Genomic DNA, 15,646 nt, shown 5'->3' on the forward strand with positions numbered 1-15,646 from the left:
TAGGAGCCGGCTTGCCGGCGATGGTGCCTGGAAGATCAACGGTGATTCAAGGGCCTCATCGCCGGCAAGCCGGCTCCTAAAGGGACAACTCCAACTGCTCATTGCCCTGGCTCAAGTCCAGCAGCCGCACACCAATCCCCAGCAGCCGCACCGGTTTCCCCCCTCGATTGAACGCCTGGGTCAGCAACTGCCGATAACTCTCCAGGTCCCGCCCTGCCCCCGCCTGCTCCAGGGTGGTCTGGGTAAAGTCATGGAACTTCACTTTGACAAAGGGTTTGCCCGGTCGATAACTGCTGTCGATACGCTGCATGCGCCCGGCCAGGGCCTCTATCAGTTCCGGAAGCTTTTCCAGGCAACGGGTCAGGTCCGGCAGATCGACATCGTAGGTGTTCTCCACACTGATCGATTGCCGCCGACTGTCGTTATGCACCGCACGGTCATCAATCCCACGCGCCAGACTCCATAACCGCTCACCGAAGCTGCCAAACTCCCGCACCAGCGCCAGCTTGTTCCACTCGCGCAATTGCAGGCAATCCTCAATTCCCAGGCGTGCCAGCTTGTCGGCGGTGACCTTGCCGACGCCATGCAGCTTGCTGACCGGCAACTGCGATACGAAATCCTCCACCTGGTCCGGGGTGACCACAAACAGCCCATTGGGCTTTTTCCAGTCGCTGGCGATCTTGGCCAGGAACTTGTTGGGAGCCACCCCCGCAGACACCGTGATGTGCAACTGATTGGAAACGCGCCGACGGATGTCCTGAGCGATGCGCGTGGCACTGCCGCCGAAATGCGCGCAATCGGAAACATCCAGGTACGCCTCGTCCAGCGACAGCGGCTCGATCAGATCGGTGTAGTCACGGAAGATCGCCTGGATTTCCTTCGATGCTTCTTTATAGGCATCCATGCGCGGCTTGACGATGGTCAGGTCGGGGCACAGCTTCAATGCATGGCGCGATGACATCGCCGAACGTACACCATAGGCCCGGGCCTCGTAGTTGCAGGTGGCGATCACCCCGCGCCGGTCCGCCGAGCCTCCTACCGCCAGGGGCTTTTGCGCCAGGCTCGGGTTATCCCGCATTTCGATGGCAGCGTAGAAACAATCACAGTCGACGTGGATGATTTTGCGCTGCGTCATATAAAGAGAGACGTGCCCAGGGCATAAAGTAGACGGGGCGCCAGTATCGCACTCACACCTGTATATAGCACCAGTACTTTGAATCATCTGACAAAGCGGTAGGAAAAAACCTCAATGAATTCATTTTTTCAATCGAAGGACATCCCCCAATAGAGCTGGAAGCCACGGCCAGACTGGGCCCAACTCCCTCCGGCCCTCGCCTTGGAGAGCTAACCGATTGAAGCACAAGCGCTTTTTTTGGAATCAGCGGTTGACACACCATCATTCCTCTGTAGAATGCCGACACACAGACGCGGGATGGAGCAGTCTGGTAGCTCGTCGGGCTCATAACCCGAAGGTCGTCGGTTCAAATCCGGCTCCCGCAACCAAACATCAAAAAAGGCTACTCGAAAGAGTGGCCTTTTTTGTGCGCGTTGATTTCCTCCCCACCCTGTAGGAGAGAGCTTGCTCGCGAAAGACGTCAACGATAAAGCGGACATCCAGCATCAACCCGGCGCCCTTGAGCTTTTCGCGAGCAAGCTCGCTCCTACAGTGAAAACTCGTTTTCAATCGAGCACTTAGGCTAATTGGCAGTTATTTTGCCCTTTATGTCATTAACGGTTGACACCTCGTCGTTGCGCTGTAGAATGCCGCCCACAGACGCGGGATGGAGCAGTCTGGTAGCTCGTCGGGCTCATAACCCGAAGGTCGTCGGTTCAAATCCGGCTCCCGCAACCAAACACCAAAAAAGGCTACTCGAAAGAGTGGCCTTTTTTGTGCCTGAAAGAAAAGTTCTTTTGAAACAATGGCATGGCATCTTTCATGAAACCCCTCGCGGGTTTCAGAGTCCATCGATTTGCAGGCTATGCTCAGTAGTCGAGTGCGCTCTTGCGTGACGAATGGACGCTGTCGCCGGACTGGGCGATCCGCGTTACTATTTGTAATTATTTTGTACATAGGGATTGGTAACTTGGCTGGATACCCCCATCCTGTCGCGCACAATCCACGAGGTGATTGATGCGCGCCAATTCGTCTGAACCACAAGACACCGTAACAGCCACACAACCGATCCCCCGCACCCGCCTGCGCTGGCTGGATCTGTTGAGCAAGTACCGTCAGCCCATCGGCTTGGCGGTCACGTTGCTGCTGTTTGCAATTGCCTTGATCGCCTGCCGCCACTTGCTGCTAGAGCTGGATCTGTACGCCCTCCACGACTCGATCCTGGAAGTACCAAAGCCTTCCCTGCTGGGCGCCTTCGCTGCCGCAATCGCCGGTTTCATCATTTTGCTGGGTTACGAATTTTCCGGCGCACGCTACGCCGGAGTAAAACTGCCGGCCAAGACCTTGGCCTACGGCGGCTTTACCGCGTTCGCCATCGGCAATGCGATTGGCCTGTCGATGCTCTCCGGCGGTTCGGTACGCTACCGTCTCTATGCACGGCATGGCGTCGGGGCTTCGGAAGTGGCCCATATGACGGTATTTGCCAGCCTGGCCCTGGGTTGCGCCCTGCCACCGCTTGCCGCGCTGGCCACGCTGAGCAACCTGCCAGCCGCCTCCACTGCGCTGCACCTGCCTGCTGCACTGCTCGGCGCGATCGCGGGTGCGGTGCTGCTGCTCTCGACCGTGCTGTGTATCGGGATTTATCGCCGCCGCCTGCCAGAACAGCCTTACCCCGACAACCTGCTGGTCAGGGTAGGCCGCCGCACCTTGCGCCTGCCTGGGCGCCGCCTGACCTTCCTGCAACTGATCATTACCGCCCTGGACGTCGCGGCGGCTGCAACCGTTCTCTATATGCTACTGCCGGAAGCCCCGCCATTCGGCCCGTTCCTTCTGGTGTACCTGCTGGCGCTCGCGGCGGGCGTGCTCAGCCATGTACCTGGCGGCGTCGGGGTATTCGAAGCGATTCTGCTGGCCGCGTTTGCCGATAAGCTCGGCGCCGCGCCGCTGGCCGCCGCCCTGCTGCTGTACCGCATGATCTACGTGGTATTGCCGCTATTGATCGCCTGCATCTTCTTGCTGATCAACGAAGCCCAGCGTCTGTTCCAGACCCAGCAAAGCCTGCGGGTGGCCTCGGGCCTCGCGGCACCGGTACTGGCCGTACTGGTTTTTTTGTCCGGGGTGGTGCTGCTGTTCTCCGGCGCCACCCCGGAAATCGACTCCCGCCTGGAAAACATCGGCTTCCTGATTCCCCATCGCCTGATTGATGCCTCGCACTTTGGCGCCAGCCTGATCGGTGTGCTGTGCCTGTTGCTGGCCCAGGGCTTGCGTCGACGCCTGTCGGCAGCCTGGATGCTGACCATGGTGCTGTTGCTGGTGGGCGCCCTGCTCTCACTGCTTAAGGGCTTCGATTGGGAAGAAGCCAGCCTGATGACCATCACCGCAGTGCTGCTGGCTATCTTCCGGCGCTCGTTCTACCGCGCCAGCCGCCTGACCGAGTTGCCGTTCTCGCCGCTGTACCTGGTGGCCAGCGTCTGCGTGCTGGCTGCGTCGATCTGGCTGCTGCTGTTTGCCTATCAGGATGTACCTTACAGCCATCAACTATGGTGGCAGTTCACCCTGGACGCCAACGCCCCCCGCGGCCTGCGCTCGCTGCTGGGCGCTGCGATCCTGCTGGTGATTGTGTCGCTGACCTGGCTGTTGCGCACCGCACGCCCGGTGATCCATCTGCCGACCGCCGATGAGCTGGAGCGCGCCACAAAAATCCTGATGGCCTCGTCGCAGCCCGACGGCGGCCTGGCACTGACCGGCGACAAGGCCCTGCTGTTTCACCCCAACGACGAAGCCTTCCTGATGTACGCCCGTCGCGGCCGCAGCCTGGTGGCACTGTACGACCCGATCGGCCCTACCCAGCCACGGGCCGAGATGATCTGGCAGTTCCGCGACCTGTGCGACATTCACCACGCCCGCCCGGTGTTCTACCAGGTACGTGCAGAGAACCTGCCCTTCTACATGGACATCGGCCTGACCGCGATCAAGCTGGGCGAAGAAGCCCGGGTCGACCTCAAGCGCTTTGACCTGGAAGCCAAGGGCAAAGAGATGAAAGACCTGCGCTACACCTGGAACCGCGGGACCCGGGACGGCTTGTCCCTGGAAATCTTCGAGCCGGGCCAAGCGCCGATGGAGGCGCTGAAAGTCATCTCCGATGCCTGGCTGACCGGTAAGAACGTGCGCGAAAAAGGCTTTTCCCTCGGGCGTTTCAGCGACGAATACCTCAAGCACTTTCGCATTGCGGTGATTCGCTTCGAAGGACAGCCGGTGGCGTTCGCCAACCTGCTGGAGACCTACAGCCACGACCTGGCCAGCCTCGACCTGATGCGCGCGCACCCCGATGCGCCAAAGCTGACCATGGAGTTCATGATGGTCGGCCTGATCCAGCACTATAAGAGCCACAACTATGCACGCTTCAGCCTCGGCATGGTGCCGCTGTCGGGCCTGCAACCGCGCCGTGGCGCACCGCTGACCCAGCGCCTGGGTTCGATGGTGTTCCGCCGTGGCGAGCAACTGTATAACTTCCAAGGTTTGCGCCGCTTCAAAGACAAGTTCCAGCCTGACTGGGAACCCCGTTACATGGCCGTGCCCGCAGGACTTGATCCGCTGGTGGCACTGGCCGATACCGCCGCCCTGATTGCGGGCGGCTTGACTGGATTGGTGAAACGCTGATGATTCGACGCTCCTGGCGGTACGTATTGGTAAGCCTGGTGGTCCTGGCCCTGATCCTCGGTGGCGGCTACTGGTACTGGAATCGCCCCGCCCCTCAACCGACGCTGGAACAACTGCCCCAGGCCGACGGCTCGACCATGACCCGTGTGACCCCTGGCACCACCACCAAGGCTCGCGTAGTGGTGGCTGTGATGGCCGACGCCAGCCTGACCGACAGCCAACTGATAGCCCTGAGCCAAGGCGGCGGCGCACAGATCGTGCAAGTGATCCTGCCCAAGGATGACTGCAAACTGCAGGAGCAAGCCTTGCAAACGGCCCTGGGTCAGCTCAAGAGCCCGGCCACCCTGGTCAGCGGCATCGGCCCTGGCGCCGCACTGGCCTGGCGCTGGCTGGCAACGCAGAGCGACGACAAGGCCAATGCCATCTCGGTTGGCTTCGCCCTGGTTCAGGAGGGCTGCAAGGACCCACTGCCCAAGACCGCCGCCCACGGCAACTGGCTGGTGGCCTGGAACGATAACCCTGACGACGAAAGCGCCAGTTTCGTACGCGATACCCCGCGTGCCACTACCAGCATCAGCGACTACGACATCAACTACCCGCAAGTACTGAACAACGAACTGCGCAAGCAACTGGTGGGTTCGGACAATGGCGGCCTGGCGATCCCGGTGGTTGAAGTGCCGGCCGGCCAGGCCAAGGACACCGTGACCCTGTTCCTCTCCGGCGACGGCGGCTGGCGTGACCTGGACCGCGACGTGGCCGGCGAAATGGCCAAGATCGGTTACCCGGTGGTCGGTATCGACACCCTGCGCTACTACTGGCAGCACAAAAGCCCGGAGCAAAGCGCCAAGGACCTGACTGAACTGATGCAACACTACCGCCAGAAATGGGGGACCAAGCGCTTTGTGCTGACGGGTTACTCGTTCGGTGCCGATGTATTGCCAGCCATCTACAACCGCCTGCCGGAAGCCGAGCAGCAGCGGGTAGACGCGATTATTTTGCTGGCCTTCGCCCGTACCGGCAGCTTTGAGATCGAAGTGGAAGGCTGGCTGGGCAATGCCGGCAAAGAAGCCGCCACCGGCCCGGAAATGGCCAAGCTGCCAGCGGCCAAAGTGGTATGTATCTACGGCGAGGAAGAAGTCGACGAGAGCGGCTGCACCGACAAGAGCGCGGTGGGCGAAGCCATGAAGCTCCCGGGCGGCCATCACTTCGACGAAAACTACCCGGCACTGGCCAAGCGCCTGGTGGGGATCATTGAGAAGCGCCAGGCCAAGATCGAATAGATCCCCTGTAGGAACTGGCTTGCCAGCGATGGCGGCCTGTCTGACACACCGTCATCGCTGGCAAGCCAGCTCCTACAAGGGGATCGCATTACAAATCAAAAGGCGGCCCGACAAAAAGCCCCCGCTGCCGCAAGGCAACGGGGGCTTTTTGTTGGGGTTACATTTCCACCTGGGTGCCCAACTCAATCACCCGGTTCACCGGCAGATTGAAAAACCGCAGGTTGCCGTTGGCATTCTTCAGCATGAAGGCGAACAACCCTTCGCGCCAGCGCGCCATACCTTCGAGCTTGGAGGCGATGACCGTCTCGCGGCTGAGGAAGTAGGTGGTGCGCATGGGGCTGAAGTCCAGGTCGTCCAAATGGCACAACTTCAAGGCTTCGGGCACATCCGGCTCATCGGTAAAGCCAAAGTGCAGGATCACCCGGAAGAAACCGTCACCGTAGGCGTCCACCTCGAAACGGCGCTGGGCCGGGACACGCGGGATGTCCTCATAGACCACCGTCAGCAGCACCACCTGCTCATGCAACACCTGGTTATGCAGCAAGTTATGCAGCAAGGCGTGGGGCACCGCGTCCGGGCGGGCGGTGAGGAATACCGCCGTACCCTGCACCCGATGGGGCGGCTGGACGCGGATGCTGCTGATAAAGATCGGCAGCGCCAGCCCGCCTTCGTCCAGGCGCTCCACCAGCAATTGCTTGCCGCGCTTCCAGGTGGTCATCAGCACAAACAGCACGATCCCCGCCAATACCGGGAACGCACCGCCCTGTACCACTTTCGGTACGTTGGCCGCAAAGAACAGACCATCCACCAGCAAAAAGCCCACCAAAACGGGCACCGCCAATACCGGCGGCCACTTCCACAACAGCAGCATCACAGCGGACACAAGGATAGTGGTCATCAGCATCGTCCCGGTCACCGCCACCCCGTAAGCCGAGGCCAGGGCACCGGAGGACTCGAAGCCCAGCACCAACAGGATCACGCCGACCATCAACGACCAGTTCACCGCGCCAATATAGATCTGGCCCTGTTCGGCGCTGGAGGTGTGCTGGATATGCATGCGCGGGATGTAACCCAGTTGGATCGCCTGGCGCGTCAACGAGAACGCTCCGGAAATCACCGCCTGGGAAGCGATCACCGTCGCCAGGGTGGACAAGCCCACCAGCGGCAGCAATGCCCAGCTTGGCGCCAGTAGATAGAACGGGTTGCGCGCAGCTTCAGGGTCACCCAGCAACATAGCGCCCTGGCCAAAATAGTTGAGCACCAGAGCCGGCAGCACCAGGATGAACCAGGCGCGGGCAATGGGCTTGCGGCCGAAATGACCCATGTCGGCGTACAACGCCTCGGCACCAGTCAAGGCCAGCACCACCGCGCCCAGGATCGCCACCCCAATGCCCGGATGGACCATGAAGAAGCGCACGCCCCACATCGGGTTCATCGCATTGAGCACTTCGGGGTGCTGGACGATGCCATAGATGCCCAGGCCGCCCAACACCAGGAACCAGGTGACCATCACCGGCCCGAACAGCTTGCCGATGCGGTCGGTACCGTGCTTCTGAATCAGGAACAGCCCCACCAGCACCACCAGCGCCACGGGCACGACCCAATGTTCAAGACCATCGAACGCCAGTTCCAGGCCCTCGATGGCCGACAACACCGAAATCGCCGGAGTGATCATGCTGTCGCCATAGAACAGCGCCGCTCCGCACAGTCCGCACACCACCAGGAAACTGCGCAGCCGCGGGTGATTGCCTGCCGCCCGTCGCGCCAGCGCCGTGAGCGCCATGATCCCGCCCTCGCCCTGGTTATCGGCGCGCAGCACGAACAACATGTACTTGATGGACACCACCCAGATCAGCGACCAGAAGATCAGCGCCAGAATCCCCAGCACCCCATCATGATTGACCTGCACCCCATAACTGCCGGAAAACACCTCTTTAAGGGTGTAGAGCGGGCTGGTGCCAATATCGCCATAGACCACCCCGACCGCCGCCACCAACATGCCGATTGGTTTTGCGCTGGAATGCCCGGCACCTGCTGCCTGACTGTTTGCCTGACCCATCAACCACTCCTGCCCTTTTGACCTGAGGTCTTTTATAAACAGCCCAGCTGTACAGCTAAGCCTAAGCTGTACATAGCATGCGCTGTTTTACTTCTAGTAACAGATGATTTGTTGACCATTGGGCACACCCAAATGCAACGGCGCGAAGCATAGCGCAGCACTCGTCGCATTTCCCTGCATAAAGCTGGTCAAGCGCGTTTCCCGCCGCTAGAATTGCGCACTTTTTGATCAGAGGCACATCAAGTGCCCGTCCGCTGCCCTGTCGTACCCGACGGGTGGCGTCATTCAATCCCGAGGTTAGACATGTCCACCACCATCGCAAAAGCCAACCCCAAGGTTGGCTTTGTTTCCCTGGGTTGCCCCAAAGCCCTGGTCGACTCCGAGCGCATCCTCACGCAACTGCGCATGGAAGGCTACGACGTTGTGTCCACTTATCAGGATGCCGACGTGGTGGTGGTCAACACCTGCGGTTTCATTGACTCGGCCAAGGCAGAGTCCCTGGAAGTGATCGGCGAAGCCATCAAGGAAAACGGTAAGGTCATCGTCACCGGCTGCATGGGTGTGGAAGAAGGCAATATCCGCAACGTGCACCCAAGTGTGCTGGCCGTGACCGGTCCCCAGCAGTACGAGCAGGTGGTCAACGCTGTACACGAAGTGGTGCCACCGCGCCAGGACCACAACCCGCTGATCGACCTGGTGCCACCACAGGGCATCAAGCTGACTCCGCGCCACTATGCGTACCTGAAGATCTCCGAAGGCTGCAACCACAGCTGCAGCTTCTGCATCATCCCGTCGATGCGCGGCAAACTGGTCAGCCGTCCGGTGGGCGATGTATTGGACGAGGCCCAGCGCCTGGTCAAGTCCGGCGTCAAAGAGCTGTTGGTGATCTCCCAGGACACCAGCGCCTACGGCGTAGACGTGAAATACCGCACCGGCTTCTGGAACGGCGCGCCGGTGAAAACCCGCATGACCGAACTGTGCGAAGCCTTGAGCAGCCTGGGTGTGTGGGTGCGCCTGCACTACGTGTACCCGTACCCGCACGTTGACGAACTGATCCCGCTGATGGCCGCCGGCAAGATCCTGCCGTACCTGGATATCCCGTTCCAGCACGCCAGCCCGAAAGTGCTCAAGGCCATGAAGCGCCCGGCCTTCGAGGACAAGACCCTGGCGCGCATCAAGAACTGGCGCCAGATCTGCCCTGAGCTGATCATCCGTTCGACCTTTATCGTCGGCTTCCCCGGCGAAACCGAAGAAGACTTCCAGTACCTGCTGGACTGGCTGACCGAAGCCCAACTGGACCGCGTCGGCTGCTTCCAGTACTCGCCGGTGGAAGGTGCCCCGGCCAACCTGCTGGACCTGGCCGTGGTGCCGGATGACGTCAAGCAGGACCGTTGGGAGCGTTTTATGGCCCATCAGCAGGCCATCAGCTCGGCGCGCCTGCAACTGCGCATCGGCAAGGAAATCGAAGTGTTGATCGACGAAGTGGATGAACAAGGCGCGGTCGGCCGTTGCTTCTTCGACGCTCCGGAAATCGACGGCAACGTATTTATCGACGATGCCAGCGACCTCAAGCCAGGGGACAAGGTCTGGTGCACGGTCACCGACGCCGACGAGTACGACCTCTGGGCGCAAAAACGCGACTAAGCTGTAAAAAATTGAAAAAGCCCTGCTTCTGGACAAGATGCGGGGCTTTTTTGGGTCTATCGTTTGCCCATCAACGGCAACAGGCAGCAAGGAGCAGTGGGCATGGGCCAGCACTCGGTTATCCACACCCCCAAACCCAGCGATTACCAGGAACTGACGCGGATCTGGGAGGCATCGGTGCGAGCCACCCATGACTTCCTGCCGCAAAGCTACATTGAGCGCCTCAGGCACCTGGTGCTGACGCGCTATCTGGATGCGGTGATGCTGATTTGTACCAAGGATGCGCGCCAACGTATCACCGGGTTTGCCGGCGTTGCGGCAGGCAAGGTGGAAATGTTGTTCATCGACCCGCCATACCGGGGCCTGGGCTTGGGGCGCCAGTTACTGAGCTATGCCGTTGAATCGATGAATGCCGATGGGCTGGACGTCAACGAACAAAACCCCCAGGCCCTGGGCTTCTATCTCAAGCAGGGGTTTGAAGTGGTCGGGCGCACCGAGCATGACGGCATGGGGCAACCTTATCCGTTGCTGCATATGCGCCTGAAGCAGGCCTATGTAGGAGCTGGCTTGCCGGCGAGAGCATCACCTCGGTGCATCTGATACGACGCGGCGCCTGCATCGCCGGCAAGCCGGCTCCTACAAAATGGAAATGGGGCCGGATTAACCTGCGCCACACAGGTACAATAGCCGCCCCCTTTTGTTACGGCCCTTGTCATGACTGACCCCATACGCCTCTCCAAACGCCTTATCGAACTGGTCGGCTGCTCCCGTCGGGAGGCCGAGCTGTTCATCGAAGGCGGCTGGGTCTCGGTGGATGGCGAAGTGATCGACGAGCCACAGTTCAAGGTCACGACACAGAAAGTCGAACTTGATCCTGACGCCAAGGCCACGGCACCCGAACCGGTGACCATCCTGTTTCATGCGCCGGCCGGCGTGGACGTCGACAGCGCGATGCAGTCCCTGAGCGCCGAGACCCTGTCCGAAGAACACCGCTTCAGCAAGCGCCCGCTCAAAGGCCACTTCCTGCGCCTGACCGCCAGCGCCGACCTGCAGGCCAAGGCCAGCGGCTTGCTGGTGTTCACCCAGGACTGGAAGATCCTGCGCAAGCTCACGGCCGATGCCGCCAAGATCGAGCAAGAGTATGTGGTTGAAGTCGCAGGCGACGTGGCAGAGCACGGCCTGAACCGCCTCGCCCACGGCCTGATGTACAAAGGCAAGGAATTGCCTGCGGTCAAAGCCAGCTGGCAGAACGAAAACCGCCTGCGCTTTGCCCTGAAAAACCCGCAGCCCGGCATCATAGCCCTGTTCTGCGAAGCCATTGGCCTGAAGGTTGTGGCCATTCGCCGCATCCGCATTGGCGGCGTGTCCATCGGCAAGGTGCCGGTCGGCCAGTGGCGCTACATGTCCGGCAAAGAAAAGTTCTAAGCCGCCCTATCTCTCGACATCGCCCGTCCGGACGGTGTCTACAGTCGAATACCAGGATTGCCCACCATGATTCACAACGACGTACTGCGCAGCGTGCGCTACATGCTCGACATCAGCGACAACAAGATGGTCGAGATCATCAAGATCGGCGGCATGGAAGTCTCCAAGGACGACCTGCTGGCCTACCTCAAGAAAGACGAAGAAGACGGCTTCGTGTTCTGCCCGGACGAAGTCATGGCGCATTTCCTCGATGGCCTGGTGATCTTCAAGCGCGGCAAGGACGAAAGCCGTCCACCGCAGCCGATCGAAACCCCGGTGACCAATAACATCATCCTCAAGAAGCTGCGCGTGGCCTTCGAACTCAAGGAAGACGACATGCACGCCATCCTCAAGGCGGCCGAGTTCCCGGTGTCCAAGCCAGAGTTGAGCGCGCTGTTCCGCAAGTTTGGCCACACCAACTATCGCCCGTGTGGCGACCAGTTGCTGCGTAACTTCCTCAAGGGCCTGACCCTGCGGGTTCGCACGTAAGCCATGAGTTACAACGTCTCGCCCGTGGGCTTTGTGCGCTCCTGTTTCAAGGAGAAGTTCGCCATCCCGCGCCAGCCACAACTGGCGCCCGCCGCCCGGGGCGTGCTGGAACTGGTCGCGCCGTTTGACCAGGGTGAGGCGGTACAGGGCCTGGAGCAGGTCAGCCATGTGTGGCTGCTGTTCCTGTTTCATCAGGCCCTGGAAGACAAACCACGGCTAAAGGTGCGCCCGCCGCGCCTGGGCGGCAACACGTCCATGGGCGTGTTTGCTACCCGCGCGACCCATCGTCCGAATGGGATTGGCCAGTCCGTGGTGAAACTGGACAAGGTGGAGCCGGGTCGGCTGTGGATTTCCGGGATCGACCTGCTCGATGGCACACCGGTATTGGATATCAAGCCGTATGTGCCCTATGCCGACATCATCGACACGGCCACCAACGGCATCGCAAGCAGCGCGCCACCGTTGATTCCCGTGCAGTGGCTGAAGGCCGGCCTGCATCAGGCTCACACCCACGCTGAGCGCCTGGGCGAGCCACTGGTGGAGCTGATTGAGCAATGCCTGGCGCAGGATCCACGACCCGCCTATCAGACGCCTGGGCCTGAGCGCGAATATGGCGTGCGGTTCTGGGATGTGGATGTGCGTTGGCACTATCCCGAGGCCGGGATGATTTGTGTGCTGGAAGTGGTTGCGGCGCAGTAAATCGCAGACATAAAAAAGCCCGCACTGCCTTCACAGGCAATGCGGGCTTTTCTTTTTACTGTAGGATCCGGCTTGCCGGCGATAGTCGTCAACGACAACGCGTTTATGCTGGATAAACGCCGCGATCTCAGCCCCATCGCCGGCAAGCCGGCTCCTACACAGGTTATTTTTCGACGAAGGCGCGTTCGATCAGGTAGTCACCCGGCTCACGCATCCGTGGCGAAACCTTCAGGCCGAAGCTATTCAGCACTTCGCTGGTCTCGTCGAGCATGCTTGGGCTGCCGCACAGCATGGCGCGGTCGTCTTCAGGATTGATCGGCGGCAAGCCGATATCGCTGAACAGCTTGCCACTGCGCATCAGGTCGGTCAGGCGGCCTTCGTTTTCGAATGGCTCGCGGGTCACCGTCGGGTAGTAGATCAGCTTTTCACGCAGCGCTTCACCGAAGAACTCGTTCTGCGGCAGGTGCTCGGTGATGAACTCGCGGTAGGCGACTTCGTTGACGTAACGCACGCCGTGGCACAGGATCACTTTTTCAAAGCGCTCGTAGGTTTCCGGGTCTTGGATCACGCTCATAAATGGCGCGAGGCCAGTACCGGTGCTGAGCAGGTACAGGTGCTTGCCCGGCTTCAAATCGTCCAGCACCAGGGTGCCCGTCGGTTTTTTGCTGATGATGATCTCGTCGCCTTCCTTCAAATGCTGCAATTGGGAAGTCAACGGGCCATCCGGAACCTTGATGCTGAAGAACTCCAGGTGCTCTTCCCAGTTCGGGCTGGCGATGGAGTAAGCGCGCATGAGCGGGCGGCCGTTGGGCTGTTGCAGGCCGATCATCACGAACTGACCGTTCTCGAAGCGCAGGCCCGGGTCGCGGGTGCACTTGAAGCTGAACAGAGTGTCGTTCCAGTGATGAACACTGAGGACACGCTCGTGGTTCATGTTGCTCATGTACGGGGAACTCCTGGAAATGGGTCTGCGCCAAAATGATAGGTGCGCAATTGCAGCGTATTCTAATGGCGGCGACAATATCTGTTAACTGGATTATTAAGATAAGGGTTATCGGTTATATCGATATGCGATTTACTCTTCGTCAACTGCAAGTCTTCGTCGCCGTCGCCCAGCAGGAAAGTGTGTCACGCGCTGCTGGCCTTCTGGCCTTATCTCAATCCGCCGCCAGCACCTCGATCACCGAGCTGGAGCGCCAATCCAGCTGCCAATTGTTCGACCGCGCCGGTAAACGCCTGAGCCTCAACGCCTTGGGTCATCAGTTGCTGCCCCAGGCGGTGGCCCTGCTGGACCAGGCCAAGGAAATCGAGGACCTGCTCAACGGCAAATCCGGCTTCGGCTCCCTGGCGGTCGGCGCTACCCTGACCATCGGCAATTACCTGGCCACCCTGTTGATCGGCAGCTTCATGCAGCAGCATCCCGAGAGCCAGGTGAAGCTACATGTACAGAACACTGCGCATATCGTGCATCAGGTTGCGCATTATGAAATTGATCTGGGTCTAATCGAAGGTGACTGCAGCCACCCGGACATCGAGGTACAAACCTGGGTCGAGGACGAACTGGTGGTGTTCTGCGCACCCCAGCACCCCCTGGCTCAGCGCGGTCAGGCGACCATGGAGCAATTGACCCATGAAGCCTGGATCTTGCGGGAACAGGGCTCCGGGACACGCCTGACCTTTGATCAAGCCATGCGCCATCATCGTACCGCGCTGAACATCCGCCTGGAGCTGGAGCACACGGAAGCTATCAAGCGTGCAGTGGAGTCAGGATTGGGAATTGGCTGCATTTCGCGCCTGGCGCTCCGGGATGCATTCCGGCGCGGCAGCCTGGTGCCGGTGGAAACCCCGGACCTGGACCTGGCCCGGCAGTTCTACTTTATCTGGCATAAACAGAAGTACCAGACCTCGGCCATGCGCGAGTTCCTCGAACTGTGCCGCGCCTTTACCGCCGGGGTGCAGCGCAGCGACGAGATCGTGCTGCCGAACATCCCTTAGATCAGGATCACGGCCCACACCGCGGTAATCATGGTCAGCGCCACGAATTGCGCGGCGCTGCCCATGTCCTTGGCATTTTTCGACAAAGGGTGGCGATCCAGGGAGATCCGGTCGATTGCCGCTTCCACAGCCGAGTTGAGCAACTCGACAATCAGCGCCAGCAGGCACACGGCAATCAACAATGCGCGCTCTACACGGCTGACATTGAGGAAGAAGCTCAACGGAATCAGGATCACGTTGAGCAACACCAACTGGCGGAAGGCCGCCTCGCCGGTGAAAGCCGCCCGCAAGCCATCGAGGGAATAGCCCCCGGCGTTGAAGATACGTTTGATACCGGTTTGACCTTTGAAAGGCGACATAGGTAGGCAACTGAGCAGAAAAGATGGAAGGAAGCTAGAACACGCCAAGTCAAAAAAGCGTGAATCGAACCACTCTATGCGTGAGAAATTGACTCAAGTTGTTGCAACAGCAGCGCCGCCTGGGTACGAGTGCGTACGCCCAGCTTACGGAAAATCGCGGTGACGTGCGCCTTGATGGTCGCCTCGGAAACGCTCAGTTCATAGGCGATCTGTTTGTTCAACAAGCCTTCGCAGACCATGGTCAATACACGAAACTGCTGCGGCGTAAGGCTGGCGAGCCCTTCCTGGGCCGCCTTGGCTTCGGCGGATACGTTGATTTCTTCGAATGCCTGGGGCGGCCATGAAACGTCACCGTCCAGCACCGTGCGCACCGCGGTCTGAATCTGCTCCATGGAGCTGGACTTGGGGATAAAACCGCTGGCCCCGAATTCGCGGGAACGCACTACGACATCTGCCTCTTCCTGGGCCGACACCATGACCACCGGAATCTGCGGATATTGCCCACGCAACAGCACCAGGCCGGAAAACCCGTAGGCGCCAGGCATGTTCAGGTCCAGCAGCACCAGATCCCAATCGGTCTTGTCAGTCAGACGGGCTTCCAGCTCAGCGATGCTGCCTACTTCAACCAAGCGTACATCCGGGCCCAGACCCAATGTAACGGCCTGGTGCAGCGCGCTGCGAAAAAGCGGGTGATCATCGGCAATCAGGATTTCGTATGTGGCCATTTATTAAATGATCCTGTTTTTTATGGGAGCACCGATGGGTTCGATGCTCGCCAACGTACAAGGTGCCAGCCAGTGGCTGTCACGAACAGTTACGCTTGATGGCATTTTAGCCGGCTCAGGCGTTGCAGTGCCATCATGCAAAGGTCCTCTGGCCCCGA

General features: G+C 60.1%; 13 protein-coding genes and 2 tRNA genes. 10 read left to right on the plus strand and 5 right to left on the minus strand.

Annotated elements, in window-relative coordinates; all coding sequences use genetic code 11:
* Positions 1-76: 76 nt before the first annotated feature.
* A complete protein-coding gene (gene dinB, locus HZ99_RS10770) occupies positions 77-1,135 on the minus strand; it encodes a DNA polymerase IV (RefSeq protein ID WP_038442927.1) in 1,059 nt (352 codons plus the stop codon).
* Between the two features lie 291 nt (positions 1,136-1,426).
* On the opposite strand from dinB, the gene HZ99_RS10775 reads away from it, so the two are divergent.
* From HZ99_RS10775 to HZ99_RS10790, 4 genes are all read left to right on the plus strand, one after another.
* Positions 1,427-1,503, plus strand: a tRNA-Met gene (locus HZ99_RS10775).
* Positions 1,504-1,775: 272 nt separating this feature from the next.
* A tRNA-Met gene (locus tag HZ99_RS10780) sits at positions 1,776-1,852 on the plus strand.
* A gap of 279 nt (positions 1,853-2,131) precedes the next feature.
* Positions 2,132-4,774, plus strand: coding sequence for a bifunctional lysylphosphatidylglycerol flippase/synthetase MprF (gene mprF, locus HZ99_RS10785; RefSeq protein ID WP_038442928.1), 2,643 nt, complete (start codon positions 2,132-2,134; stop codon positions 4,772-4,774).
* A complete protein-coding gene (locus tag HZ99_RS10790; protein WP_038442929.1) occupies positions 4,774-6,054 on the plus strand; it encodes a virulence factor family protein in 1,281 nt (426 codons plus the stop codon). The genes mprF and HZ99_RS10790 overlap by 1 nt, the downstream gene beginning before the upstream one ends.
* A gap of 157 nt (positions 6,055-6,211) precedes the next feature.
* Here HZ99_RS10790 and HZ99_RS10795 read toward each other — a convergent pair whose 3' ends face one another.
* Positions 6,212-8,113, minus strand: coding sequence for a potassium transporter Kup (locus tag HZ99_RS10795; RefSeq protein WP_038442931.1), 1,902 nt, complete (start codon positions 8,111-8,113; stop codon positions 6,212-6,214).
* A 303-nt stretch (positions 8,114-8,416) separates the two neighbouring features.
* Here HZ99_RS10795 and rimO point away from each other — a divergent pair, with 303 nt between their 5' ends.
* The 5 genes from rimO to tsaA all read left to right on the plus strand — a co-directional run bounded on the left by rimO (position 8,417) and on the right by tsaA (position 12,409).
* The gene (gene rimO / locus HZ99_RS10800) at positions 8,417-9,757 is read left to right on the plus strand and encodes a 30S ribosomal protein S12 methylthiotransferase RimO (RefSeq protein WP_038442933.1); all 1,341 of its coding nucleotides are present in this window, start codon (positions 8,417-8,419) and stop codon (positions 9,755-9,757) included.
* A gap of 102 nt (positions 9,758-9,859) precedes the next feature.
* On the plus strand, positions 9,860-10,357 hold the full coding sequence (locus tag HZ99_RS10805; protein WP_038442934.1) for a GNAT family N-acetyltransferase: 498 nt from the start codon (positions 9,860-9,862) through the stop codon (positions 10,355-10,357).
* A gap of 114 nt (positions 10,358-10,471) precedes the next feature.
* Entirely contained in the window at positions 10,472-11,182 is a 711-nt protein-coding gene (locus tag HZ99_RS10810) for an rRNA pseudouridine synthase (RefSeq protein ID WP_038442935.1), read from the plus strand.
* Positions 11,183-11,248: 66 nt separating this feature from the next.
* On the plus strand, positions 11,249-11,710 hold the full coding sequence (locus HZ99_RS10815; protein ID WP_038442936.1) for a DUF1456 family protein: 462 nt from the start codon (positions 11,249-11,251) through the stop codon (positions 11,708-11,710).
* Positions 11,711-11,713: 3 nt separating this feature from the next.
* Positions 11,714-12,409, plus strand: coding sequence for a tRNA (N6-threonylcarbamoyladenosine(37)-N6)-methyltransferase TrmO (gene tsaA / locus HZ99_RS10820; protein WP_038442937.1), 696 nt, complete (start codon positions 11,714-11,716; stop codon positions 12,407-12,409).
* A gap of 163 nt (positions 12,410-12,572) precedes the next feature.
* Here the strand turns inward: tsaA and fpr are convergent, their stop codons facing one another.
* Positions 12,573-13,352, minus strand: a complete 780-nt coding sequence (gene fpr / locus HZ99_RS10825; protein ID WP_003172178.1) for a ferredoxin-NADP reductase — start codon at positions 13,350-13,352, stop codon at positions 12,573-12,575.
* A 125-nt stretch (positions 13,353-13,477) separates the two neighbouring features.
* Here fpr and HZ99_RS10830 point away from each other — a divergent pair, with 125 nt between their 5' ends.
* Complete coding sequence (locus tag HZ99_RS10830; RefSeq protein ID WP_038442939.1) at positions 13,478-14,404, plus strand: LysR family transcriptional regulator; 927 nt, start codon at positions 13,478-13,480, stop codon at positions 14,402-14,404.
* Here the strand turns inward: HZ99_RS10830 and HZ99_RS10835 are convergent.
* Positions 14,401-14,763, minus strand: coding sequence for a diacylglycerol kinase (locus HZ99_RS10835; RefSeq protein ID WP_038442940.1), 363 nt, complete (start codon positions 14,761-14,763; stop codon positions 14,401-14,403). The genes HZ99_RS10830 and HZ99_RS10835 overlap by 4 nt on opposite strands.
* Before the next feature lie 74 nt (positions 14,764-14,837).
* Positions 14,838-15,488, minus strand: coding sequence for a response regulator transcription factor ErdR (gene erdR / locus HZ99_RS10840; protein ID WP_038442941.1), 651 nt, complete (start codon positions 15,486-15,488; stop codon positions 14,838-14,840).
* Positions 15,489-15,646: the final 158 nt, after the last annotated feature.

Origin of the sequence: Pseudomonas fluorescens (assembly GCF_000730425.1) — a bacterium.
Lineage (GTDB): Bacteria > Pseudomonadota > Gammaproteobacteria > Pseudomonadales > Pseudomonadaceae > Aquipseudomonas > Aquipseudomonas fluorescens_X.